23 protein-coding genes are annotated in these 20,829 nt (G+C 65.4%); 9 read left to right on the forward strand and 14 right to left on the reverse strand.

What is annotated here, in order from left to right:
- Positions 1–5 precede the first annotated feature (5 nt).
- Positions 6–2,678 carry an aconitate hydratase AcnA gene (gene acnA, locus H4W01_RS11450; protein ID WP_209611077.1) on the reverse strand — a complete coding sequence of 891 codons (2,673 nt, stop codon included), beginning with the start codon at positions 2,676–2,678 and terminating at the stop codon, positions 6–8.
- A gap of 222 nt (positions 2,679–2,900) precedes the next feature.
- On the opposite strand from acnA, the gene H4W01_RS11455 reads away from it, so the two are divergent.
- From H4W01_RS11455 to H4W01_RS11465, 3 genes are all read left to right on the forward strand, one after another.
- On the forward strand, positions 2,901–4,718 hold the full coding sequence (locus H4W01_RS11455; protein ID WP_209611078.1) for a DUF1800 domain-containing protein: 1,818 nt from the start codon (positions 2,901–2,903) through the stop codon (positions 4,716–4,718).
- Positions 4,719–4,728: 10 nt separating this feature from the next.
- Positions 4,729–6,108 (forward strand): DUF1501 domain-containing protein, encoded by a 1,380-nt coding sequence (locus H4W01_RS11460; RefSeq protein WP_209611079.1) that lies wholly within the window; start codon positions 4,729–4,731, stop codon positions 6,106–6,108.
- Positions 6,109–6,198: 90 nt separating this feature from the next.
- Complete coding sequence (locus H4W01_RS11465; protein WP_209611080.1) at positions 6,199–6,738, forward strand: superoxide dismutase family protein; 540 nt, start codon at positions 6,199–6,201, stop codon at positions 6,736–6,738.
- 11 nt (positions 6,739–6,749) lie between these two features.
- Here the strand turns inward: H4W01_RS11465 and H4W01_RS11470 are convergent, their stop codons facing one another.
- Positions 6,750–8,312: a spinster family MFS transporter gene (locus tag H4W01_RS11470; protein WP_209611081.1), complete on the reverse strand. Its 1,563-nt coding sequence runs from the start codon at positions 8,310–8,312 to the stop codon at positions 6,750–6,752.
- Positions 8,313–8,534: 222 nt separating this feature from the next.
- Here H4W01_RS11470 and H4W01_RS11475 point away from each other — a divergent pair, with 222 nt between their 5' ends.
- The 4 genes from H4W01_RS11475 (at position 8,535) to H4W01_RS11490 (ending at position 11,269) form a co-directional block, all read left to right on the forward strand.
- The gene (locus H4W01_RS11475) at positions 8,535–9,278 is read left to right on the forward strand and encodes a Bax inhibitor-1/YccA family protein (RefSeq protein WP_209611082.1); all 744 of its coding nucleotides are present in this window, start codon (positions 8,535–8,537) and stop codon (positions 9,276–9,278) included.
- A gap of 87 nt (positions 9,279–9,365) precedes the next feature.
- Entirely contained in the window at positions 9,366–10,145 is a 780-nt protein-coding gene (locus H4W01_RS11480) for a transglutaminase-like domain-containing protein (RefSeq protein WP_209611083.1), read from the forward strand.
- 56 nt (positions 10,146–10,201) lie between these two features.
- A complete protein-coding gene (locus tag H4W01_RS11485) occupies positions 10,202–10,507 on the forward strand; it encodes a hypothetical protein (protein ID WP_010403542.1) in 306 nt (101 codons plus the stop codon).
- 210 nt (positions 10,508–10,717) lie between these two features.
- On the forward strand, positions 10,718–11,269 hold the full coding sequence (locus H4W01_RS11490; protein ID WP_209611084.1) for a hypothetical protein: 552 nt from the start codon (positions 10,718–10,720) through the stop codon (positions 11,267–11,269).
- A gap of 48 nt (positions 11,270–11,317) precedes the next feature.
- Here H4W01_RS11490 and H4W01_RS11495 read toward each other — a convergent pair whose 3' ends face one another.
- The 3 genes from H4W01_RS11495 to panB all read right to left on the reverse strand — a co-directional run bounded on the left by H4W01_RS11495 (position 11,318) and on the right by panB (position 14,345).
- Entirely contained in the window at positions 11,318–12,685 is a 1,368-nt protein-coding gene (locus H4W01_RS11495) for a PQQ-like beta-propeller repeat protein (protein WP_010403546.1), read from the reverse strand.
- Positions 12,682–13,377 carry a tetratricopeptide repeat protein gene (locus H4W01_RS11500; protein ID WP_334685427.1) on the reverse strand — a complete coding sequence of 232 codons (696 nt, stop codon included), beginning with the start codon at positions 13,375–13,377 and terminating at the stop codon, positions 12,682–12,684. Before H4W01_RS11500 ends, H4W01_RS11495 begins: the two co-directional genes overlap by 4 nt.
- A 107-nt stretch (positions 13,378–13,484) precedes the next feature.
- Positions 13,485–14,345 carry a 3-methyl-2-oxobutanoate hydroxymethyltransferase gene (panB, locus tag H4W01_RS11505; RefSeq protein WP_209611086.1) on the reverse strand — a complete coding sequence of 287 codons (861 nt, stop codon included), beginning with the start codon at positions 14,343–14,345 and terminating at the stop codon, positions 13,485–13,487.
- 125 nt (positions 14,346–14,470) lie between these two features.
- On the opposite strand from panB, the gene H4W01_RS11510 reads away from it, so the two are divergent.
- The gene (locus H4W01_RS11510) at positions 14,471–14,890 is read left to right on the forward strand and encodes a hypothetical protein (RefSeq protein WP_209611087.1); all 420 of its coding nucleotides are present in this window, start codon (positions 14,471–14,473) and stop codon (positions 14,888–14,890) included.
- 5 nt (positions 14,891–14,895) lie between these two features.
- Complete coding sequence (locus H4W01_RS11515; RefSeq protein WP_010403556.1) at positions 14,896–15,105, forward strand: helix-turn-helix transcriptional regulator; 210 nt, start codon at positions 14,896–14,898, stop codon at positions 15,103–15,105.
- Positions 15,106–15,111: 6 nt separating this feature from the next.
- On the opposite strand, the gene H4W01_RS11520 is transcribed toward H4W01_RS11515, so the two are convergent.
- The 9 genes from H4W01_RS11520 to H4W01_RS11555 form a co-directional block, all read right to left on the reverse strand.
- On the reverse strand, positions 15,112–15,393 hold the full coding sequence (locus H4W01_RS11520; RefSeq protein WP_209611088.1) for a DUF427 domain-containing protein: 282 nt from the start codon (positions 15,391–15,393) through the stop codon (positions 15,112–15,114).
- Positions 15,394–15,405: 12 nt separating this feature from the next.
- Positions 15,406–15,768 (reverse strand): arsenate reductase, encoded by a 363-nt coding sequence (locus H4W01_RS11525; protein ID WP_209611089.1) that lies wholly within the window; start codon positions 15,766–15,768, stop codon positions 15,406–15,408.
- A gap of 118 nt (positions 15,769–15,886) precedes the next feature.
- The gene (locus H4W01_RS11530) at positions 15,887–16,318 is read right to left on the reverse strand and encodes a GNAT family acetyltransferase (RefSeq protein ID WP_209611090.1); all 432 of its coding nucleotides are present in this window, start codon (positions 16,316–16,318) and stop codon (positions 15,887–15,889) included.
- Between the two features lie 160 nt (positions 16,319–16,478).
- Positions 16,479–17,252 (reverse strand): ABC transporter ATP-binding protein, encoded by a 774-nt coding sequence (locus H4W01_RS11535; protein ID WP_209611091.1) that lies wholly within the window; start codon positions 17,250–17,252, stop codon positions 16,479–16,481.
- Entirely contained in the window at positions 17,249–18,232 is a 984-nt protein-coding gene (locus tag H4W01_RS11540) for a FecCD family ABC transporter permease (RefSeq protein WP_209611092.1), read from the reverse strand. The genes H4W01_RS11535 and H4W01_RS11540 overlap by 4 nt, the downstream gene beginning before the upstream one ends.
- Entirely contained in the window at positions 18,229–19,116 is an 888-nt protein-coding gene (locus H4W01_RS11545) for an ABC transporter substrate-binding protein (protein ID WP_209611093.1), read from the reverse strand. The genes H4W01_RS11540 and H4W01_RS11545 overlap by 4 nt, the downstream gene beginning before the upstream one ends.
- Positions 19,117–19,326: 210 nt before the next feature.
- Positions 19,327–19,914: an NADPH-dependent FMN reductase gene (locus tag H4W01_RS11550; protein ID WP_209611094.1), complete on the reverse strand. Its 588-nt coding sequence runs from the start codon at positions 19,912–19,914 to the stop codon at positions 19,327–19,329.
- Positions 19,915–19,922: 8 nt separating this feature from the next.
- Positions 19,923–20,057 carry a hypothetical protein gene (locus H4W01_RS22830; RefSeq protein ID WP_334685243.1) on the reverse strand — a complete coding sequence of 45 codons (135 nt, stop codon included), beginning with the start codon at positions 20,055–20,057 and terminating at the stop codon, positions 19,923–19,925.
- Positions 20,058–20,184: 127 nt separating this feature from the next.
- Complete coding sequence (locus H4W01_RS11555) at positions 20,185–20,604, reverse strand: DoxX family protein (RefSeq protein ID WP_209611095.1); 420 nt, start codon at positions 20,602–20,604, stop codon at positions 20,185–20,187.
- Between the last annotated feature and the right edge of the window lie 225 nt (positions 20,605–20,829).

A 20,829-nucleotide genomic window follows, 5' to 3' on the forward strand; every position in this document is an offset into this window, starting at 1 on the left:
CGGCATTACGCAGCCAGCTTGCGCAGCACGTACTGCAGAATGCCGCCATTGAGGAAATATTCCAGCTCGTTGACTGTATCGATCCGGCAACGCGTCAGGAAGGTTTCGACCGTGCCATCGGCGCGGGTCAGCGTGACCTCGACGTCCTGGCGCGGACGGATGTCTGCGACCTTCAGGATCGTGAAGCTTTCCGAACCGTCGAGCTTCAAGGTCTTGCGGTCAACGCCTTCGGCGAATTGCAGCGGCAGCACGCCCATGCCAACCAGGTTCGAGCGGTGAATGCGCTCGAAGCTCTCGGTGATGACGACGCGCACGCCGAGCAGATTGGTGCCTTTCGCCGCCCAGTCACGCGACGAGCCGGTGCCATATTCCTTGCCCGCGATGACGATCAGCGGAACGCCGTCCGCCTTGAAGCGCATGGCCGCATCATAGATCGGCATCGTCTCGCCCTTATACGAGGACATGCCGCCCTCGACGCCCGGCACCATCTCATTCTTGATGCGGATGTTGGCAAAGGTGCCGCGCACCATGACATTGTCGTTGCCGCGACGTGCGCCATAGGAGTTGAAGTCGGCGCGCGCGACCTGGCGCTCCATCAGCCATGCACCAGCGGGGCTGTCAGCCTTGATCGAGCCGGCCGGCGAAATGTGGTCGGTGGTGATCGAATCGCCCAGGATGGCGAGCGGACGCGCCTCGACAATGTCCTGCACCGGTGCCGGGGTCATTGACATGCCTTCAAAATAAGGCGGGTTGGCGATGTAGGTCGATGCGGGCGGCCACGCATAGGTGTCGGAGCCGACCACGTCGATCGCCTGCCACTTCTTGTCGCCGAGGAAGACGCTGGCGTAGCGCGACTGGAACATGCCGCGGTCGATGTTGGCGTCCATCACTTCGCGGACTTCGGCGTTGGTCGGCCAGATGTCCTTGAGGTACACGTCGGTGCCGTCGGTCGCCTGGCCGATCGGGGTGGTGGTGAAGTCCTCGGTCACCGTGCCCTTGAGCGCGTACGCCACGACCAGCGGCGGCGAAGCCAGGAAGTTGGCGCGCACGTCGGGGCTGACGCGGCCCTCGAAGTTGCGATTGCCCGACAGCACCGAGGCAGCGACGATGTCATTGCCGTTGATCGCCGCCGAAATCGGCGCAGCGAGCGGACCCGAATTGCCAATGCAGGTGGTGCAGCCATAGCCGACCAGGTTGAAGCCGACCGCGTTGAGGTCTTCGGTCAGGCCAGCCTTGTCGAGATAATCGGTCACGACCTGCGAGCCAGGTGCCAGCGAGGTCTTGACCCACGGCTTGGGCTTCAGGCCATACGCATTGGCCTTGCGCGCGACCAAGCCAGCGGCGACCAGCACCGACGGGTTCGAGGTGTTGGTGCAGCTCGTAATGGCGGCGATCACCACGTCGCCATCGCCGATATCGTGATCACGGCCTTCGACCGGAACGCGCTTGGCGCTGGCGTGGCTGTAGACCTTGGCGAGATCGGCGTTGAAGGTGTCGTCGACCTCGGTGAGGATGACCTTGTCCTGCGGGCGCTTGGGGCCAGCGAGCGACGGCACGACGCTCGACATATCCAGTTCGAGCGTGTCGGTGAACACGGGGTCCGGCGCATCCGCCAGACGCCACATGCCCTGCGCCTTGGCATAGGCCTCGACCAGCGCGATCTGCTCATCGCTGCGGCCGGTCAGGCGCAGATAGGTGAGCGTCGCATCATCGATCGGGAAGAAACCGCAGGTCGCGCCATATTCGGGTGCCATGTTGGCGATCGTTGCGCGATCGGCGAGGCTCAGCGCATCAAGGCCCGGGCCATAGAACTCGACAAAGCGGCCAACCACGCCCTTGGCGCGCAGCATCTGCGTGACGGTCAGCACCAGGTCGGTCGCGGTGATGCCCTCGGCAAGCGTGCCGGTCAGCTTGAAGCCGACGACTTCGGGGATCAGCATCGACACGGGCTGGCCGAGCATCGCGGCTTCCGCCTCGATCCCGCCGACGCCCCAGCCGAGCACGCCCAGACCGTTGACCATCGTGGTGTGGCTGTCGGTGCCGACGCAGGTGTCGGGATACGCGATCGTCTTGCCGTCCGGCGAAACCGACGACCACACCGCCTGCGCGATGTTCTCGAGGTTCACCTGGTGGCAGATGCCGGTGCCAGGGGGCACGACCTTGAAATTGTCGAGCGCCTTGGAGCCCCATTTCAGGAACTCGTAGCGCTCATTGTTGCGCTGATATTCGAGCTCGACGTTATCTTCGAACGCCTTGGGCGTGCCGAATTCGTCGACCATCACCGAGTGATCGATCACGAGATGCACCGGCACGAGCGGGTTGATCTTGGCGGCATCGCCACCAAGCTTGGTGATCGCATCGCGCATCGCCGCGAGATCGACCACGCAGGGAACGCCGGTAAAATCCTGCATCAGCACGCGCGCGGGGCGATACTGGACTTCGCGGTCGGACTTGCGCTCCTGCTGCCAGTCGATGATCGCCTGCAGGTCCTCGGTGGTGACGGTCACGCCATCCTCAAAGCGCAGCAGATTCTCGAGCAGCACCTTCATCGAGAACGGCAGACGGCTGATATCGCCGAGCTTTTCCGCGGCGGCAGCGAGGCTGAAATAATCATATTGCGCGCCGTTCACGTCGAGCGTGGTGCGAGTGCCGAGGGTATCCTGGCCAATGGCGGTCATATGCAGCGGGTCCTTCCCTATGGGGCCTAGACGGGGCGCGGCGGGGAGGCGGCGAAAAGCCGCGCGGGCGCGCCCAGTGTGGGCGAATGCAAGAGTCGGGAGCGGCGATAGCAGCGAGGGCAAGCTTGGGGAAGGGCACGAGGCCCCGCCCAGCGCCTAAAAGCTTGCGCGCTGATCGGTCCAACGCCCATTCGTCCGCCATCCTTAACGCTGCATTGCCTTATGATAGATCATGGCGGGGCGTTCGCTTTGCTGGTAGGAGCGCCGGGCGACGCAAGCGCGCAGGCGCGCTTCGGTGTGAAGTGGGGTAAAAGCGTGACAGAGGAAGCACTCGTCCTGGACGATCGCGTAGTTGCAGCCGAAACCCCTCTTGAACTTGCGAAACCGGTGGCGCTGTCAGGCGCTTCGATGGCCGCACTGGCGACAACGCTGGCGCTTGCTGGGTGTGGCGACGGCGGTAGTGGTGGCGGCGCGACCGGCGGATCCCCTACCCCTACGCCATCCACCCCGACGCCCACCCCGATCGGAGCGGCGGCCGCCAGCCGCTTCCTTGGCCAGGCGACATTAGGGGCGACCAAGGCAGAGATCGCGAATGTGCAGTCGGCCAGCTACGATGGCTGGCTGACCGCGCAATTCGCCCTGGCGCGCGCGACCAGCCATTGGGACTGGCTCGTCGCCAACGGTTATTCGGCCGCAACCTTCATCAATTCGCTCTCGGGGTTCGACCAGACGATCTGGCGGCAGATGATCGTCGAGCCCGATCAGTTGCGCCAACGCGTCGGCATCGCGCTGTCCGAAATGTTGGTGATTGGCGTCGATGCGCTCAACCTCAACTGGAAACAGTTTGCCGGCGCGGCCTATTTCGACGTGCTGCTCGACAATGCCTTTGGCAATTTCCGCACGCTGATGGGGGCGATTACCACCAATGCGGCAATGGCGACCTTCCTGACCTTCCTCGGCAACCGGAAGGCCAACCCCAGCACGGGCTCCCAGCCTGACGAAAATTATGCGCGGGAACTGATGCAGTTGTTCACGCTCGGCCTGTATCAGCTCAATCCCGACGGCTCGGTCAAAACCAACGCCGGGACACCGCTCGAAACCTATGGCCCAGCCGACGTATCGGGGTTGGCGCGCGTGTTCACCGGGCTCAATTTGGCATCGTCCGACAGCACGAAGCCGGACCGCTACCGCGTGCCGCTGGTCATGACGGCAGCGCAGCACGAAACCGGCGCATCGACTTTTCTCGGCACGACCATCCCGGCGGGGACCGAGGGGATGGCCGCCGTCAACCTCGCGCTCGACGCGATCTTCGCGCATCCCAACGTACCCCCTTTCGTCTCCAAGCAACTGATACAGCGCCTCGTCACGTCCAACCCCTCCCCTGCCTATATCGGGCGCGTGTCGGCGGTGTTCGCCGATAACGGAAAGGGCGTTCGCGGTGACTTGAAGGCCGTGATCCGCGCGATCCTGCTCGATACCGAGGCCCGCGATGCCGCTGCCTTGACCAGCACGACCGCCAGCAAGCTCCGCGAACCCGTGTTGCGGCTGGTTGGTTGGGCACGGGCCTATTCGGCAACGTCGCCGTCAAACGCCTGGGCGATTGGCGACACGTCCAACCCCAATTCGCGGCTGGGCCAATCGATCGGACACAGCGCGACGGTCTTCAATTTCTTCCGTCCCGGCTATGCCCCGCCCAATACCGCCATCGCCAGCGCTGGCCTGGTCGCGCCGGAATTCCAGATCACCAATGAACTGAGCGTCGTCGCCTATATCAATTACATGCAGGCGCTGATCGCCAACGGCACGGGCGACTTCAAGGCCGATTACACCACGATCCTGACGCTCGCGGCGGACAGCCAGGCGTTGATCGACGAGGTCAACCTCGTGCTCGCCAATGGCCAATTGAGCAGCGCGACCGTGACTGCGATCAAAACGGCGGTCGACAGCATCGCCAATACCGGCGCAACCGGGCCCAGCAACCGCGTGATGACCGCGATCCTGCTGACCATGGCTTCGCCCGATTACCTGACCTTCAAGTGAGGATCGCGTCATGACGAGCGACCAATCCCGCCGCGCCTTCCTCAAACGCTCTGCGGCCCTCGGGCTGGCGGGCAGCGCGATGCCGTTCGTCACCAGCCTCGCCGCGATCGGAGAGGCGGCAGCGGCGGTCACCAGCGATTACAAGGCGCTGGTCTGCGTGTTCCTGTATGGCGGCAACGATTACGCCAACACGCTGCCGCCCTATGACCAGGCGAGCTACGCGCTCTATCAGGCGGCGCGCAGCAACATCGCGCTGGACCGCGCCGCGCTCGCAGCAACGGTGTTGAACCCGGTAACGGCGCTGGCCGGCGGGCGCCAATATGCCTTGGCCCCAACGCTTTCGCCTCTGCTGCCGCTGTTCAATGCCGGGAAGATGGCGGTGGCGCTCAATGTCGGCACGCTGGTGCAGCCAACCACCAAGGCGCAATATAGCGCGAACTCCGTGCCGCTGCCGCCCAAGCTGTTCAGCCACAACGATCAGCAAAGCTATTGGCAAGCCTCCAATCCGGAGGGGGCGACCTCCGGCTGGGGCGGTCGCCTCGGTGATCTGCTGCAAAGCGGCAATGGCTCGGCGACGCTGACCTGCATCAATGCTACCGGCAACGCGGTATTCCTGACCGGCAAGACCGCGATCCAATATGCGGTCGGTACGGGCGGGCCGATCGCGTTGTTGAACAATGCGTCCACCGTGTTCGGCTCAACCACAGCGGCCAGCACGTTACGCACGTTGATGTCTGCATCGCAGACCAACGTCCTGCAGAACGAGCATGCCAAGATCAGCAAGCGCGCGCTCGACACCTACACGCAGGTCAATACTGCGCTTGGCAGTGCGCCTGCCGCCAATTTCCCGCTCTTTCCCACGCCCAACAGCCTCGCCGATCAGCTCAAGATCGTCGCGCGGCTGATCTCGGTGTCGTCACAACTGGGCGCGCGGCGGCAAGTGTTCTTCGTGTCGCTCGGCGGGTGGGACATGCACGACGCGCTGGTCGCCAACCACCCGACCCAGACCGGCCTGCTCGCCAATGCGATGCGGGCGTTTTACGACACGACCGTCGCGATGGGTGTGGCCGACAAGGTCACCACCTTCACCGCCTCCGATTTCGGACGAACGCTGGTGTCCAACAGCGATGGCTCCGATCATGGCTGGGGCAGCATGCATTTCGTGATGGGCGACGCGGTGCGGGGGCAGCGCTTTTACGGAACGCCACCGGCGATCGGGAATGGCACGGTCGATGATGTCGGCCAGGGCCGCCTGCTGCCGACCATGGCGGTCGACCAATATGCCTCGACGCTCGCCAGCTGGTTCGGCGTTTCCGCAACCGATATGCGCACCGTGCTGCCCAATATCGGCAATTATAACAGCTCGACGTGGAATCTGGGGTTCGTTTGACAAACACCGTCGACGCACCGAACGAAGGCAGTGGTTGCGCGTTGGACGATTAACGCCCAGCACCGCTCACGGCGGCAACAGGAGATTCGCATGCGTACATTCGTAATCGCAGCAACCGCATTGGCGGCGATCGGCCTTACCGGATGCGATAAGCAAGATGCTGTCGCCGTCGGCCAGCCTGTGGCGCAGGGCGCGCACGCGACCGCGCAAATTCGCACCCCGGATGGGGCCGATGTCGGCCGCGCGACCGCAACCGAAGTGGCCGGTGGCCTGCGCCTGACGCTCGACGTGCACGATCTTACGCCGGGCACGCACGGCGCGCATGTCCACACCGTCGGACGCTGCGATGCGCCGGATTTCGCAAGTGCGGGTGGCCATTGGAACCCGGCCGGCACCAAGCACGGGTCGATGAACCCGCAAGGCCCGCATGAAGGCGATTTGCCGAACCTGATCGTCGGCACCGGTGGGCGCGGAACGATCGGCATCCTGCTGCCCGGCGCGACGATGGCGGGGCTGCTCGACACCGACGGTTCGGCGATCGTCGTCCACGCCAAGCCCGACGATTTGATGACCGACCCATCGGGCAATAGCGGCGCGCGGATCGCCTGCGGCGTGTTCACCGCAGGCTGAGCGCCAGGCGCTCAGGCGATCGCTTCTCCCGCAGCGCGCGCCCGCGCCTCGCGATTGGCCTCTGCCCGCGGCACCAGGCGATAGGCGGCGATAGCCGCGCCGATCGTGATCGGCGCGGTTAGCAGCAGCGACAGGACGCCAGTGGTCAGGCTGCCCGACACCGTCGAAACTCGCCCCGCAATATAGGGGCCCATTGCCAGGCCAAGCAGGGTCGTGCCGATGAAGAATGCGCCCGTCGCGGTGCCGCGCATACGCGGCAGGACGAGATCCTGCATCGTCGCCCCCGCAGCGCCGAGCGCGGTGCTGGAACATGTCGCCGCCACCAGCAACGCCGAGACGAAGGTTGAAACATCCCCGCTGCGAAACGCGATCACGATGAAGGGCAGCGGCACGATCGCGCCAAACAGGATGACCATGATCCGCCCCGCCGGAAAGCGCCGCCGAAGCCGGTCCGCAACGATGCCGCCCAGCGTGACGCCGACAAAACCGCCAAAGGCCAGCGTACCGCCAATCCACCCGCCCGCTTGTTGGATCGTCACCCCCAAGGTGCGCATCGCATAGGGTGCCGCCCAAAGGCTAACGCCGTAGCTGACAAAGGCATTCAGGCCGTACGCCACTACGACGCACAGAAACGCCGGATTGCCGATCACCAGCGTATAGGTTGGCAAATCCCGGCGTTTCAGCGCACTGGCCCAAGAAAAGACCGCATAGGCCCCTAGCCCGACGGCGGTCCATTGCGGCCACGGCTCGCCAAAATGGCGCAACACCGCGATCGCCCCCGCCACCACGCCAAGCGCGAGGAGATTGATCGCGAGCGGCCGAACCCCGCCGCGCGCCGCGCCAATCAGCGTAAAGGGCGGCACGATCGTCAGCAGATCGGCCAGCAAGGCGCGGAACGGGGCCGGATGCCGCTCGGGCGGCGGCAGCCCTTCCACCGCGCCGCGCACGGGCTCGCGCAACGTCGCCACCAGCAGCGCGAGCAGCAGACCCGGCAGCCCCACGGCGATGAAGGCGGCCTGCCACCCGTGCAGCCCCAGCGGCCCGCCAGCCGGATACAGCGTGTTCCAGCGATGCACGACGAGCCCCGCGATGCTGAGGGAAACCCCGCCGCCAACGTACAGTCCAGACGAGTAGACCGCGAGCGCCGTGGCCCGCAACCTCTTGGGAAAATAGTCGGAAATCAGCGAATAAGCCGACGGACTTGCCGTGGCTTCCCCAATCCCCACGCCAATACGCGCGCCCACCAGCATTCCGCCGGAACGGGCAAAGCCGGACAGCGCGGTCATGCTCGACCACAGGACCAGCCCCGCCGTCATTAGCCGAACGCGGTGCCAGTTATCAGCGAGCCGGCCGAGCGGGATGCCGAACAGCGAATAGAACACCCCGAACGCGGTGCCGTACAGGAAACCAAGATCCTCATCTTTCAAATGCAGGTCGCGCTTGATGTCCTCAGCCAGGATCGAGATGATCTGCCGATCGACAAAATTGAGCACGTACACCAGAAAAAGAATGCCGAGAACGTAATAGGCATAGGCCGATGCGCGCGGCGGCGCGGTGCCCGTTGGGGTCGCCATTCGATCAATCCTCTCGGCAGTTTCTGCTCTGGGCACCAACCTAGCAGAGCATACCGATCTTACGAAAGCGGTTTTACCACGCGCCGTCGGGTACCCGGATTCGATGCTTCGCAGGCTCGTGCTGCGCGCTGCGCGAGCCTGCGGGATTGGCTTGAAAAGCGCGCGGTAAAGGCCGATATTGGCATGAGCTGACATATGGTCGGCGTTTAGGAGCTTCTCGCAATGGCAAACTGGTCTGATCCCCGTCCGAATGCTTCGGCGTTCCCGGCGGCTGGGACCGTCGGCACGGCGGCCTTCGATGCCGGCCTGCGCAGCTATATGCTGTCGGTGTACAACTATATGCTGTCGGGCATTCTGTTGACCGGGCTGGTAGCGATGTTCTTCTCCTGGGGCGGCCTCGATTCGCCTGCGGCGCACATCCTGATCGGCGGCGGACCGCTCGCCTGGATCATCATGCTGGCCCCCTTGGGCTTCGTCTTCGGCATGAGCTACGGTGCCGCGCGCATGGCACCGAGCACGTTGCAGGCGATGTTCTGGGGCTTTGCGGTGGCGATGGGCCTGTCGCTATCGACGGTATTCCTGCGCTACACCGGCACATCGGTTGCACAGGCGTTCTTCGCAACGTCGGCGGCGTTTGCCGGGCTTAGCCTCTACGGCTACACCACCAAGCGGGATCTTTCGGCCTTCGGCACCTTCCTGGTGATGGGTCTGGTCGGCCTGATCGTCGCGAGCCTGCTCAACCTGTTCTTCCAGTCGGGCCCGCTCGCGCTGGTCATCAGCATCGTCGGCGTCCTGCTGTTCGCGGGCTTGACGGCATATGACACGCAGCGCGCGAAGAGCATCTACGCCCATGTCGCCGGGACCCAGGACGAACCGCGCATGGTCATCATGTCGGCGCTGAACCTGTATCTCGACTTCATCAACATGTTCCTGTTCATCCTGCGGATGTTCGGCAACCGCAACTAAGCGACACGCAACGCAACGCGCCGGATCCGTCCGGTCTGGGCTCGATAGAACCTCTATCGGGCCCATTCTTTTGCCCAAGGGTCCGTGATGCGCCTCTCGATCGATGTGACGCTCAATTATGCGATCGATGGCGCAGCCGATGTGCTGTTGCTGATCGAGGCTGCCAAAGGTCCGGATCAGCGGCTTTTGCTGCAGGACCTGAAAGTGTGGAGCGACACGCCCTTGCGCGCCGTGCCCGGCGAAGACGGCATCGGGCAGCGCTGCTGGCTTCACGGGGAAGGATCGTTCCATGCCGAGTATCGCGCAACGGTGGAAATCCTGCGCCAACCCCGCGACTTGGCAACGCTGGGCAATACCCCCATCCGCCTGATGCCCCCCGAGACGATCCCCTATCTTCTGCCGAGCCGCTACTGCGAATCGGATCGGCTGGAAGGCTTTGTCGAGCAGGAATTTTGCGGGTTGTCGGCCGGGCCTTTGGCCTGTGCGCTGGTCGATTGGGTGGCTGGCCACCTCACATATGCAAGCGGTGCCTCCAGCGGCACGACAACCGCGCTGATGACCTTCGCCGAGCGGCGGGGCGTCTGCCGCGACTATGCGCATTTGCTGGTGGCGCTGGCGCGCGCTGGCGGCATCCCGGCGCGGTGCGTTTCGGCCTATGCGCCGGGCGTCGACCCACCCGACTTTCACGCCGTTGCCGAATTGTGGATCGATGGCGATTGGCATCTGGTCGACGCCACACGCATGGCCTCAAGCGCGGAACTGGCGCGCGTGGCGGTGGGTCGCGATGCGACCGACATCGCTTTCATGACGGTGTTTGGCCGCGCCACGCTCAATCAGCAGCGGGTGACCGTCACCCGCCTGCCCTGACGGAACACTGTACGCGCTCCGCTCGTTTTAGAGCCGTTCCATTCAGGAGAGCGACAATGCCGCAAGATACCAAGCTGATCGACGAGAAAGCGCTCGACAGCCTGTCGATAGCCCCCGGGAGCCCCGAGGAGAACGAACAGATTCACCATCCCCGTCAAAATGCGGGCCAGGACGAATCCATTGCCAAGCGACTCGAGCGCGACCCGACCAGCCCGGACGCGGTGCTGGACAGCGCGCTCGATGAATCGATGGACGCTTCGGATCCTCCCGCAACCACCAAGCCGGGCGATAACGGCCAGCCCCCGAAATCCTCCGGCTATGACCAGGACGCCGAGGCCGCGATCATCGCCGATCGCCGATAACATTGCGCGGCGGTGGCGCTAACCTCCGATTGTTGCGCCGCCGCCGCACTCGCCAGAATTTTCCATTAGTGAGAACCCTTCATCGCGTCTCTTGTTGCACCGCAGCAGAATCTATGGTCGCTTACTACTATTGGACGATCGGGCGTTAACCATGGGGTAAGCCACGAAGCGCATGATCGCCCAACTGCACTTTGAGCGCGGGGTGATGTAATGGGTTCTCGAATGAAACCGGCAAATGGTGCCATGACGTTGGCGGAAATGAAGGAGTTTGCTGGCTTTACGTCAGCAACGCAGCGTTATGTACGCCGCTCGCTCGACATTGGCCTTGACCGCGATGACGCCATGGCGCGCTGGTCGCGCGACGTGGTCGAGGCTGCGAGCATCCGCGCCCAGGTCCGCGTCTACACGCGCTTGCCCGATATTCGCGCAATGATCCCCGATGACAGTGGCCTCGATTCGGTCGAGCCGCTCTTCGCGCCGCTGTTGACGATTACCGCTTTCGATCTGGGCCAGGGGCGGTTGACGACCTTCTCTGCCTACCGCTTCCTGTACGAACGTCTGGTCGGTGCCGAGATTCGCCCATGGCTGCCTGCAGCATTCTGCGCCGCCGCCGCGCTGCCGCATCTGCACCCTGACCTGCGCCGCAAGTTGTTGCAGTCGATCAGTGAGGCGGCGGCGACCGCATCGGGCTGGTCGAACCGTCAGCCGGCCTTTTTCCCGAAATGGGTGGAAAAGGTCGATATCACCGCCCTGCCCAATTAATCCTGCCCAATTGACCGTTGGCGCGGTCCAACCGGACCGCGCCGCGCCTCATTTATACGCGGTGACCCGGCCCTTTTGATCGAGCACGTACAGCGTGTTGTTGGATACAACCGGCGGCAGCGTGAACGGGGCCTTGGACGCGATCACCGAGCCGACCTTGCCATTCTCGACCGAGGCCGAGACGATCTGACCAAGCGAGTTGGTCAGCACCAGCCGCCCGCCCGCCAGCACCGGACCGAACCAGGTAACCGGATTGGCCTTCTTGCTGTCCTTGATCGTGCCGTCCTTCTTGCGCTTCTCGCTCTTGAAGTGCTGCAACTGGCTGATCCAGCGGACCTTGCCGGTCGCGCGCGCCAGACACACCAGACGGGCATCGTCGGTCACCAGGAACACCCATTCGCCCGCCACCCACGGCGTGGAGATGCCGGCGAAATTCTGTTCCCACATACGCTGACCCGAAACGATTTCGAGCGCGACCATCCGCCCGCCCTGCCCGACCGCGAACACGACACCGCGATCGATCACAGGATCGGCGTCGATGTCCGCCAGCGACGACACCGAAGTCGAGATGGTCGAACGCGACAGCGCGTCCTGCCAGAGCGTGCGGCCATTCTCATAGCGATAGGCGTTGAGCTCGCCCGACGAGAAGCCAGCAACGACGGTACCCTGGCTGACGGCCGGAGCAGCCACGCCGAACACGCCTTGCGTCTCGATCGATCCCGACTGCGTCCATACGACAGCGCCGTCAGCCTGCGACAAGGCGTACAGCTGGTTGTCCTGGCTCAAAATATAGACCTGTCCATTGGCCACGGTCGGCGCGCCGCGCAGCGGGGCACCCGGCTTGACGCGCCACAGCACCTTGCCGGTCGCGGCTTCGAGCGCGACGACATCACCCAGGCCATCGGTCGCAAAGACCTTGCCATCATCGAAGCTCACGCCGCCGCCAAAGCGCGCGCCGCGCGTCTTCTTGTCGATCTTGCCCTTATGCGTTTCGGCAATGTTGGTGGACCAAGCGGCGGCCCCGGTCGTCGACGAAAAGGCGTGAATCGTCGCGTCAACGTCGATTGCGTAGAGGCGACCATCGGCGACGACCGGTGCCGCGCCGAGCCGCTGACGATTGCTGCCGCCGTCGATCGAGGCGCTCCACGCCCGCGACAAGGACGAGCCGAGGCTCAACTGGCCAAGCGACTTGGACGCGCTGCCACCGGGCTGCGCCCAGCTGTCATTGGGGGCTGCGGGCGGCACCAGCACGTCGACACCGGCAATGGTCTTGTCGGCGAGAACGTCATGCTCGCCGGCCAAGATCGCGATGCGCTGCCCCAGCACCGGCGTCTTCTTCTTGCCCTTCATCGAGGCGCAGCCGCTGAGCGCGACAGCAGTCACGGCCACGACGAGAAAGCGGTTGGTCATCTTCATTGCGATTTCTGTTCCTTAGCCTCGGTGACGGCATCCACACCCAATACGCCCGCCATCTGAACCCCGCGTTGCCGCAGCGTCTCCTCCGTAGTCGGATCGCGCGCGATCTGACCGTACAGCACGCCCGCGAGATCCCGCCGATTCTGGCGGAGATAGGAAATCGCGACAAGCTCTCCGGCATTGCCGAACCAGGGATTGCCCTTGACCGCGATCCCGCGCAGCCGCGCGATGACGACGTCGGGCTTGAGCGAGTCAAATTCGGCAGTGGTCTGGCGGATCAACGCGACGTCGCGGAGCGGCTGGCCGATCGAGGTATCGCCCGCGACCTGCGCAAACTTCGCAGCGGCCCCGCGCAAATCCTGCTTCTGCAGCAGCAAATCGGCCTGGCTCATCAACGCCAGCGCGCGGTAGCCGCCGATATTCGAGGTCGCCAGCGTGGTCAGCTTGGCATTGGCCGAATCGATGCGGTTGCTGCCCATGTCTTCATAGGCCTTGGACAGCGCTTCGCCCTGATCGCCCGCCACCGATTGCTCATGCGATTGCCACAGCAACCACCCGCCAAAGCCAAGAAGCGCGAGCAATATGACGGCAATGGCGGCGATGCCGTAGCGCCGCGCGGCCTTGGCCAGTTGATCGCGACGCAGTTCCTCGTCGACTTCACGCAGGAATGCGGCATCGGTATTCGGCGGCACAGCCAAGGGGGAAACTCCATCGGATCAGGGCGGGGAGGCGCGGACCTTAGCCGCGCCGGAAGACAAACAAAAGCGCTCAAAAAATCGGGCGGAACTCCTAAGCGGCGTCAGTCCTTCGGGGCATAGATCTGCTCGGCACCGGGGAAGGCGCGCGACCGGACATCCGCCGCATAGGTTTCAACCGCGGCGGAAATACGGCCTGCAAGGTCATCGAATTTCTTGACGAAGCGGGCTGTGCGATCAAACAGGCCGAGCATATCCTCCGCCACCAGCACTTGCCCGTCGCACTGCGCCGAGGCACCGATGCCGATCGTGGGACAGGCCACCGCATGGGTGATGGCGATCGCGATTGGCTCGACCACCCCCTCGATCACGATCGCAAACGCCCCGGCCGCCGCGACGGCTCCGGCGTCGGCGACGATCTTGTCGGCCTCGGCCTTGCTGCGCCCGCGCGCGCCATAACCGCCAAGCGTATTGACCGCCTGCGGCGTGAGCCCGACATGCCCCATAACGGGAATACCGCGTTCGGAGAGGAATTTGACGGTGGGGGCCATCGCCTGCCCGCCTTCGAGCTTCACCGCCGCCGCGCCGGTCTGCTTGAGCAGATACGCAGCACTTTCAAATGCCTTTTCGGGCGAGGCTTCGTAACTGCCGAACGGCATGTCGACCACCACCACCGCATGATAGCTGCCGCGTACCACCGCCGCGCCATGCGCCGCCATCATCTCGAGCGTGACCGGCACGGTGGACGGCAGCCCATAGACCACCTGCCCCAGACTATCCCCCACCAGCAGCATGTCGCAATGCGGATCGAGCAATTGCGCGGTGCGCACGGTGTAGGCGGTCAGCATCACCAGCGGCTCGGTGCCCTTGCGCGCGCGGATCGACGGCACCGTCAGGCGCTTCATCGGTGCGGGCGTGGGGTTGGCGCGACTGGTCGCGGTGTCGATGGTGAAGGTCGTGGACATGGACGCAACGACTAGCGCCTCCCGCAGCCGGACGCCAGCGTAGCAATGGTCAGATGCAAATTTACATTGACTCAATGTTATATATTTCTAACATTAAGTCTCCTTATTAGAACACGGAGATCGAGATGCCCTTCAGAGAGAAGATCGCCTGGCTTTCCGCAGGCGGCATCCTCGTCGCCTTCGGGCCGTATTTTGCGCTGGTGGCGATGCGCCAATCGACCACCGCGCTCGGCCCAGCGACGGCAACGGGCTTTCTGGCGGCGATAGTGACGCTCGTGGCGGTGATGACGGTCGCGAGCATTATCGTCGCATTGACCAACCTGCGCGACGCGCAGCAGCCGAGCGACGAACGCGACCGCGCGATTTCCAGGCGCGCGCTGGCGTTCGCTTATCCCGTGTTGCTGACGGCCTTGTTCGCTGCGCTGGCAACGCTGTTCCTGGGTGCAGGCGAATCGGTGCTGGTCAACGCGGTGCTCGGCGCAATCGTGCTCGGAGAGCTCACCCGCTGCGGTGTCGAGATTCTCGGCTATCGGGCGCGGGCCTGAACATCGTGTCCGCCCGCATTACCAATCACATTCGCTTGCTGCGCTTCATGGCCGGGGAAATGACGCAGGCCGAACTGGGCGAAAAGATCGGCCTGACCCGGCAGACCGTCGCCGCGATCGAGGCCGGCAAATACTCGCCGACGCTCGAAGCTGCATTCCGCATTGCGCAGGTGTTCGGGAAGCCTCTGGACGAGGTGTTCCAATGGGAGGGGTGACGGCCCCTATTCGACCGTGACGCCCTTCCAGAAAGCGAAGCGGTCCTTGATCTCGGCGGCCTTGGGCTTGGGGTCGGGATAGAACCACGCCGCATCGGCATTGCGCTTGCCATCGACGACCAGCGACTTGTAGCTCGCCTCACCTTTCCACGGACAGATGGAGTGCGTCGCGCTGGCTTCGAAATAGTCGGCAACGATGCTGTCGGGGGGGAAATAATGGTTGCCCTCGACCACAACGGTATCCTCGGACTGGGCGATCACGGCCCCGTTCCAGCGTGCAGTCGGCATGGCGGTCTCTCCTTAAGGCTTCAGAACCGCTAGATAGGTATCGGGCTTGAACCCTGCCAGCAGCACCCCGTCCTTTTCGGCGCCCGATTCGAGAATCGGGCGTTTGATCGCCGAGGGCTTGGCGAGCATGATCGCGATCGCCTTCTCGGCATCGAGATCGGTCTTGTCGCCCTCGGGCAGCGCGCGAAAAGTCTGGCCGGCTCGGTTGAGCACCACCTCCCACCCGAGCCGATCGACCCAGCGCCGCAGCGCCGCCTCATCGACGCCCTGCTTCTTATAATCGTGAAACGCATAGTCGACGCCATGCTCGGCAAGCCAGGTGCGCGCCTTCTTGACCGTGTCGCAATTGGGGATTCCGTAGACGGTGGCGGGCATGATGGTCTCGTGGCTTGTTGCGAGGAATGCTGTGCTCTTAACGGGGGATGGCGCGGAGTGCAGCCGGTTTTGGTGCAGACGTCGGTCTGCAGGACGGTTCGCTACGGCGGGGCACCCCTCACTCCCCGCCCGCATCCGCCAGAAACCGCCCCAGCACCACGACATCCTGCCGTACGAGCCCGAGCGCTTCGTAAAAGCCGAGCGCGGCGGTGTTGTCGCCGCGGACCATCAGTTGCAGCTTGGGCGCGCCACACTCCCGCAGCCAGCGTTCCGCCGCCGCCATCAGCGCGCGACCGAGGCCGGAGCCGCGCGCTGCGGGCGCGACCGCAAGATAATAGACCCAGCCGCGATGGCCGTCGAAGCCGACCATCACGCTGCCGGTGACTCCGCCCTCCCCGCGCGCGACCAGCACCGTCGACGCAGCACCGCCAAGCGCGAGCGCGAAGTCGGTGGCGGGGTCGTTCCACGGGCGGGTGAGACCGCAAGCGTGCCACAAGGCGATCACGGCGGCGGCATCGGCAGCGGTGGCGGGTTCGATTTCGGGTGTCATGGGGCCTGTCATGCGCGGCGGTGGCGCTGCGTCAAGCATTCCTCTCCCCTCCCCTTCAGGGGAGGGGCTGGGGGTGGGGCCGTGCCGCGAATGCGGGACCAGAATGCGTGGATAGGCCCCACCCCAACCCCTCCCCTAAAGGGGAGGGGCTTAGCCCCCCTCACCCCGCCCTCCGCACCACATCGATGATCGGCCCTTGCGCCCCCGCCAGCACGCGCGCTTCGATCCCGTAAGCCGCGCGCAGCACGGCAGGCGTCAGCGCGTCGACGGGCGCGCCGTCGGCGAGCACCGCGCCCGCCGCCAGCACTACCACGCGGTCGGCGAGGCGCAGCGCCATCGTCAGATCGTGGAGCGTCACCACCACCCCCGCCCCGGCCAGCGCCATCACGCGGAACAAGCCCGCCACATCGAGCTGATGCGCCGGATCGAGCCCCGACAGCGGCTCATCGGCCAGCAGCCATTCGGGCTCGCCGGCGAGAGCGCGGGCGATGAGGACGCGGGCGCGTTCGCCGCCCGACAGGCTCGTCACCACGCGGCCCGCAAATTCGCTGACCCCGGCCAGTTCCATCGCCTGCGTCACCGCCGCCGCATCGGCACTGCCGCCGCCGCGCGCGCCGAGGAACGGAATGCGCCCGAGGCCAACCAACGTCCGCGCATCGACCGCCCAGGCGATTTCCGGCGTCTGCGGCAGAAAGGCGAGCCGCTGGGCGAGCGCGCGCGGCGGCATGGCGGTGACCGGCTGGCCGTCGAGATGCGCCGCCCCGCTATCGGGCGTGCGCAGCGCGGCGAGGCAGGCAAGCAAGGTCGATTTGCCCGCGCCATTCGGCCCGACGATCGCGGTCACCTGTCCGGCCGCGAGCGTCAGGTCGATGCCTGCCAGCACGCTGCGCCCGCCCAGCGACACGCGCACATCCTGGCACGACAGCACGCTCATGCGATCCTCCGCCGGAGCGTGAGCAACAGCGCCAGGAAGAACGGCCCGCCCAGCGCCGCCATCGCCACGCCCAGCTTCACCTCGCCTGCCGCAGGCGTCACCCGCACGAGGATGTCCGCCGCCAGCACCAGCACCGCGCCGCCGAGCGCGCTGGGGGCGAGCAAGGCGCCGGGCCGCGCGCCGACCAGCGGGCGCAGCACATGCGGCACCACCAGCCCGACAAAGCCGATCACCCCGCTCACCGCCACCGCCGCGCCCGTCGCCAAGCCCACACCCATCGCCAGCGTCCAGCGCGTCCGCCGGAGCGAAATGCCAAGCGACCGTGCCCCCGCCTCGCCCAGCGTCAGCGCATCCAGCGCGCGCCCCGTGGTCAAGAGCAGCGCAGCGCCTGCCAGGATGAAGGGGGCTGCCAGCCGCACTTCATCGACGCTGCGATCCTGCAGCGAACCCATCAGCCAGTCGACGATCTCGCCCACCGCCCAGGGGCTCGGCGCGAGGCTCAAAGCGAGCGAGATGCCCGCGCTCGCGACGATATTGAGAATCGCGCCCGCCAGCACGAACGTGACGAGGCTCGACCGGCTGCCCGAGAGCAGCAGCAGCAGCGCCACGCCGATCAGCGCGCCCAGCATCGCCGCACCGGGCAGCACCCAGATGCTGGCGAGCGTCGCGCCGTAATAGAGCGTCAGCACCGCACCCAGCGCCGCCATCGCCGACACGCCGAGCACGCCGGGATCGGCCAGCGGATTGCGCGTATAGCCCTGCAACGCCGCGCCGGAGAGGCCAAGCGCCGCACCGATCAGGATGCCAAGGATGGTACGCGGCACGCGCAGATCGGCGATGATCGCCCAGCGCGGGTCGCTGCTGGCGACATCCCACGCCGGTAGCGGCACCCACACTCGCCCCGCGATCAGGCTGAGCGCGACCAGCACAGCCAGCAGCACCAGCAGCCCGACATAGAGCGCGATCCGCCGCAGGATCATGCGCCCACCACGCTTTGGCGCGCGCGGACGAGCGTGGCGAGCGTCTGGATCATCACCGGCCCGCCGCAATTGAGCAGGCGCTGCGGGAACACCGCGCGCTGCATTCGGCTGGCGACATGCGCGAGTGCTGGATGCTGCGTCACGCGCTGTGCCCAGCCGGGCGCGCCCGCGCTGGTTTCGCCCGACAGCAAAAGTTGCGGCGGATCGGCGACCAGCAGTTCGAGCGGCACGTTGCGCGACTGGGTGAAGCCGTAGCGCGTGATCGCGTTGCTGAGCCCGGCGCGGCGCATCAGTTCGTCCATCAGCGTCCCCGGCCCCGAGGCGAAGCCCCCGGCCATGAACACCAGCGCCGAGACGGAGGGCATGCCCGGCGGCGGGGCGGCTGCGCGAAGCGAAGCCTCGATCCGCGCGACGATGCGCTCGCCGCGCGCGCTTTCCCCCACCGCGCGCGCGACGTCGCGGACTTGCGCGATGCTGGTGGCGATGGTTTCGGGTACATCGAACAAGGCGGTGGGGAGGCCGCTGCGCGCCAGCGCCTGCCGCGTCGCCAGCGGCATCAGCTTCGCGCCCAGCACCAGATCGGGCGCGAGCGCGATCACTTCCTCGGCGCTTTCATAGGTTTTGGGCAGCGTGCGCGCGAGCGAGGCGATGGTCGAGCCGCTGGCCTCGCTCGCCCAATGGCTGAGGGCCGCGATACGGCGGCGGTCGACCAGTTGCACAAGGATCACGTCGAGGCAGGGGTTGAGCGAGACGATGCGCTGCGGGCGTGCGGGCGTGGGCACTGCGGCGCACAAGGTTGCGGCACACAGGCCGGTGACGACCGCGCGGCGTGATGGGGCGATCGGCAGGGACCCTGGCCACGCCTTCAAACCGCCCTTCGTCATCAATCGCCTCGCCCCCCGTTCCACACGCCAGCGCCTCCACCAAGCGCTTCCCCGGCGAAGGCCGGGGCCCAGTCGCGCCCGGTCCGAAAGCGGGCACAGCGCGCGCCATCTCCACCTTCCCAACTGGGCCCCGGCCTCCGCCGGGGAAGTGCCTCAGTGAGGGTTCGCTCTAACGCACACGCCGTTTCACGCAAGCGAGCGAGGCACCGCTCAATACGGCGGTGCCACCTCGGCGCGTTGCCGTGCCGCCGCGTCCGCCCACCAGCTCAGATCATCAGCGAAGCGGTCGAAGGCGCTCTCCAACGCCTCTCCACCGCCCCCGATCGGCTGCGCGTCGGCGTCTAGCGTCGCGCCGATCGGGCCGACCGCAATCGTGCTCGACACCACCACCATGCCCATTTCGGCAAGCGTCGGATGCCACGCCTGTGCCGCGCGCACCCCGGACAAACGCCCGGCCGAATAACTGGCGATCGCGGCGGGCCGCCAGAACCATTCCTCCAGGAAATGGTCGGTCAAGTTCTTGAGGCCCGGCTGCATGCCCCAATTATATTCTCCGGTGACGAACAGAAAGGCGTCGGCAGCGCGGATCTTGCCCGCCAGCGTTTCCATCGCGGGCGGCGCTTCGCCGGGCGCATATTCCTTATACATGCGATCGAGCATCGGCAGGTCGACCGCCTTGGCATCGATCAACTCCGTATCAACGCCGCGCGCCTGAAAGCGCCGGACGAGATAGTCGGCAAGGCGAATCCCCATCCGGTCGGACCGGTAGGAACCGTAAAAAACGAGCAGCTTCTGCATCGCCCCGCTCAATCGAAGCGCGGCACGGCGGGCGGATCGCTGGCGGGAAAGCTTTCCTCCAGCCCTTCGTCGATCAGGTCTTCCTCATGATCCTCAGCAGGCACATCGGGCGTCGAATCGGGTGTGGGGTCAGGGTCGGACATCGAAGTTCCTTTCGCGGCAACCATAGCCGCACAACGCCGTGCGATCTTGCATAGATGCAACATCGGCACACGAAAAAGCCGGACGGGATACCCCGTCCGGCTTTTGCAGCTTGGGTAGAACCGTGGTTCAACGACGAGCGTCGAGGCTCCAGGCACCGCCGCCGAGCGCAATGACGTTGAGCAAGCCACCGGCAATGGCGATGTTCTTGAAGAAGTGGATGAACTGGTTCTGGTCGCCAAGCGCGCTGTGGAAGGCAAGCGCGGTCGCAATCGAAAACACCGCCAGCACCGCCGCCACCAGGCGGGTGCGATACCCGAGGATCAGCGCGACGCCGCCGAGCAATTCGACGATCAGCGCGATCGCGAAGCCCACTTGCGGCAAGGGCAGGCCGACCGACTGGATATAGCCGATCGTCGCGGCGGGGGCGGCAAGTTTGGACACGCCGCTGAGCACGAAAATCGCGGCGATCGCGATGCGGCCGATGAGGGGAAGCGCGGCGGCGCTGGTCGAGGTACGAGCGGTTGCGGTGAGCGGTAGGGTAGCCATGAGAAGTCTCCTGTTGGGCGGACCAATCCCGCCGTCCCAGCAAAGATGGCACCGCCCCGCCCTCTGAAACAGTGGAATAAAATCGCACGCGTCGTTCGAATATTTCGAAATGGTGGAAGACTCCCCCAACAGCTTTCGCAAATCGGTGCCGGTCGCATCACGCCGATCCAAGACGGCTCACCCCCATGCGGGTATAACGACTCCATGAGAACGCTATTCAACAAT

Origin of the sequence: Sphingomonas sp. PL20, assembly GCF_017875905.1 — a bacterium.
Taxonomy (GTDB): domain Bacteria; phylum Pseudomonadota; class Alphaproteobacteria; order Sphingomonadales; family Sphingomonadaceae; genus Sphingomonas; species Sphingomonas echinoides.

Bases quoted from the DNA above. Each gene is read 5' to 3' on its own strand.
- acnA (WP_209611077.1), bottom strand. From the start codon at position 2,678: ATGACCGCCATTGGCCAGGATACCCTCGGCACTCGCACCACGCTCGAC.
- H4W01_RS11455 (WP_209611078.1), top strand. From the start codon at position 2,901: ATGATAGATCATGGCGGGGCGTTCGCTTTGCTGGTAGGAGCGCCGGGC.
- H4W01_RS11460 (WP_209611079.1), top strand. From the start codon at position 4,729: ATGACGAGCGACCAATCCCGCCGCGCCTTCCTCAAACGCTCTGCGGCC.
- H4W01_RS11465 (WP_209611080.1), top strand. From the start codon at position 6,199: ATGCGTACATTCGTAATCGCAGCAACCGCATTGGCGGCGATCGGCCTT.
- H4W01_RS11470 (WP_209611081.1), bottom strand. From the start codon at position 8,312: ATGGCGACCCCAACGGGCACCGCGCCGCCGCGCGCATCGGCCTATGCC.
- H4W01_RS11475 (WP_209611082.1), top strand. From the start codon at position 8,535: ATGGCAAACTGGTCTGATCCCCGTCCGAATGCTTCGGCGTTCCCGGCG.
- H4W01_RS11480 (WP_209611083.1), top strand. From the start codon at position 9,366: ATGCGCCTCTCGATCGATGTGACGCTCAATTATGCGATCGATGGCGCA.
- H4W01_RS11485 (WP_010403542.1), top strand. From the start codon at position 10,202: ATGCCGCAAGATACCAAGCTGATCGACGAGAAAGCGCTCGACAGCCTG.
- H4W01_RS11490 (WP_209611084.1), top strand. From the start codon at position 10,718: ATGGGTTCTCGAATGAAACCGGCAAATGGTGCCATGACGTTGGCGGAA.
- H4W01_RS11495 (WP_010403546.1), bottom strand. From the start codon at position 12,685: ATGAAGATGACCAACCGCTTTCTCGTCGTGGCCGTGACTGCTGTCGCG.
- panB (WP_209611086.1), bottom strand. From the start codon at position 14,345: ATGTCCACGACCTTCACCATCGACACCGCGACCAGTCGCGCCAACCCC.
- H4W01_RS11510 (WP_209611087.1), top strand. From the start codon at position 14,471: ATGCCCTTCAGAGAGAAGATCGCCTGGCTTTCCGCAGGCGGCATCCTC.
- H4W01_RS11520 (WP_209611088.1), bottom strand. From the start codon at position 15,393: ATGCCGACTGCACGCTGGAACGGGGCCGTGATCGCCCAGTCCGAGGAT.
- H4W01_RS11525 (WP_209611089.1), bottom strand. From the start codon at position 15,768: ATGCCCGCCACCGTCTACGGAATCCCCAATTGCGACACGGTCAAGAAG.
- H4W01_RS11530 (WP_209611090.1), bottom strand. From the start codon at position 16,318: ATGACACCCGAAATCGAACCCGCCACCGCTGCCGATGCCGCCGCCGTG.
- H4W01_RS11535 (WP_209611091.1), bottom strand. From the start codon at position 17,252: ATGAGCGTGCTGTCGTGCCAGGATGTGCGCGTGTCGCTGGGCGGGCGC.
- H4W01_RS11540 (WP_209611092.1), bottom strand. From the start codon at position 18,232: ATGATCCTGCGGCGGATCGCGCTCTATGTCGGGCTGCTGGTGCTGCTG.
- H4W01_RS11545 (WP_209611093.1), bottom strand. From the start codon at position 19,116: ATGACGAAGGGCGGTTTGAAGGCGTGGCCAGGGTCCCTGCCGATCGCC.
- H4W01_RS11550 (WP_209611094.1), bottom strand. From the start codon at position 19,914: ATGCAGAAGCTGCTCGTTTTTTACGGTTCCTACCGGTCCGACCGGATG.
- H4W01_RS22830 (WP_334685243.1), bottom strand. From the start codon at position 20,057: ATGTCCGACCCTGACCCCACACCCGATTCGACGCCCGATGTGCCTGCT.
- H4W01_RS11555 (WP_209611095.1), bottom strand. From the start codon at position 20,604: ATGGCTACCCTACCGCTCACCGCAACCGCTCGTACCTCGACCAGCGCC.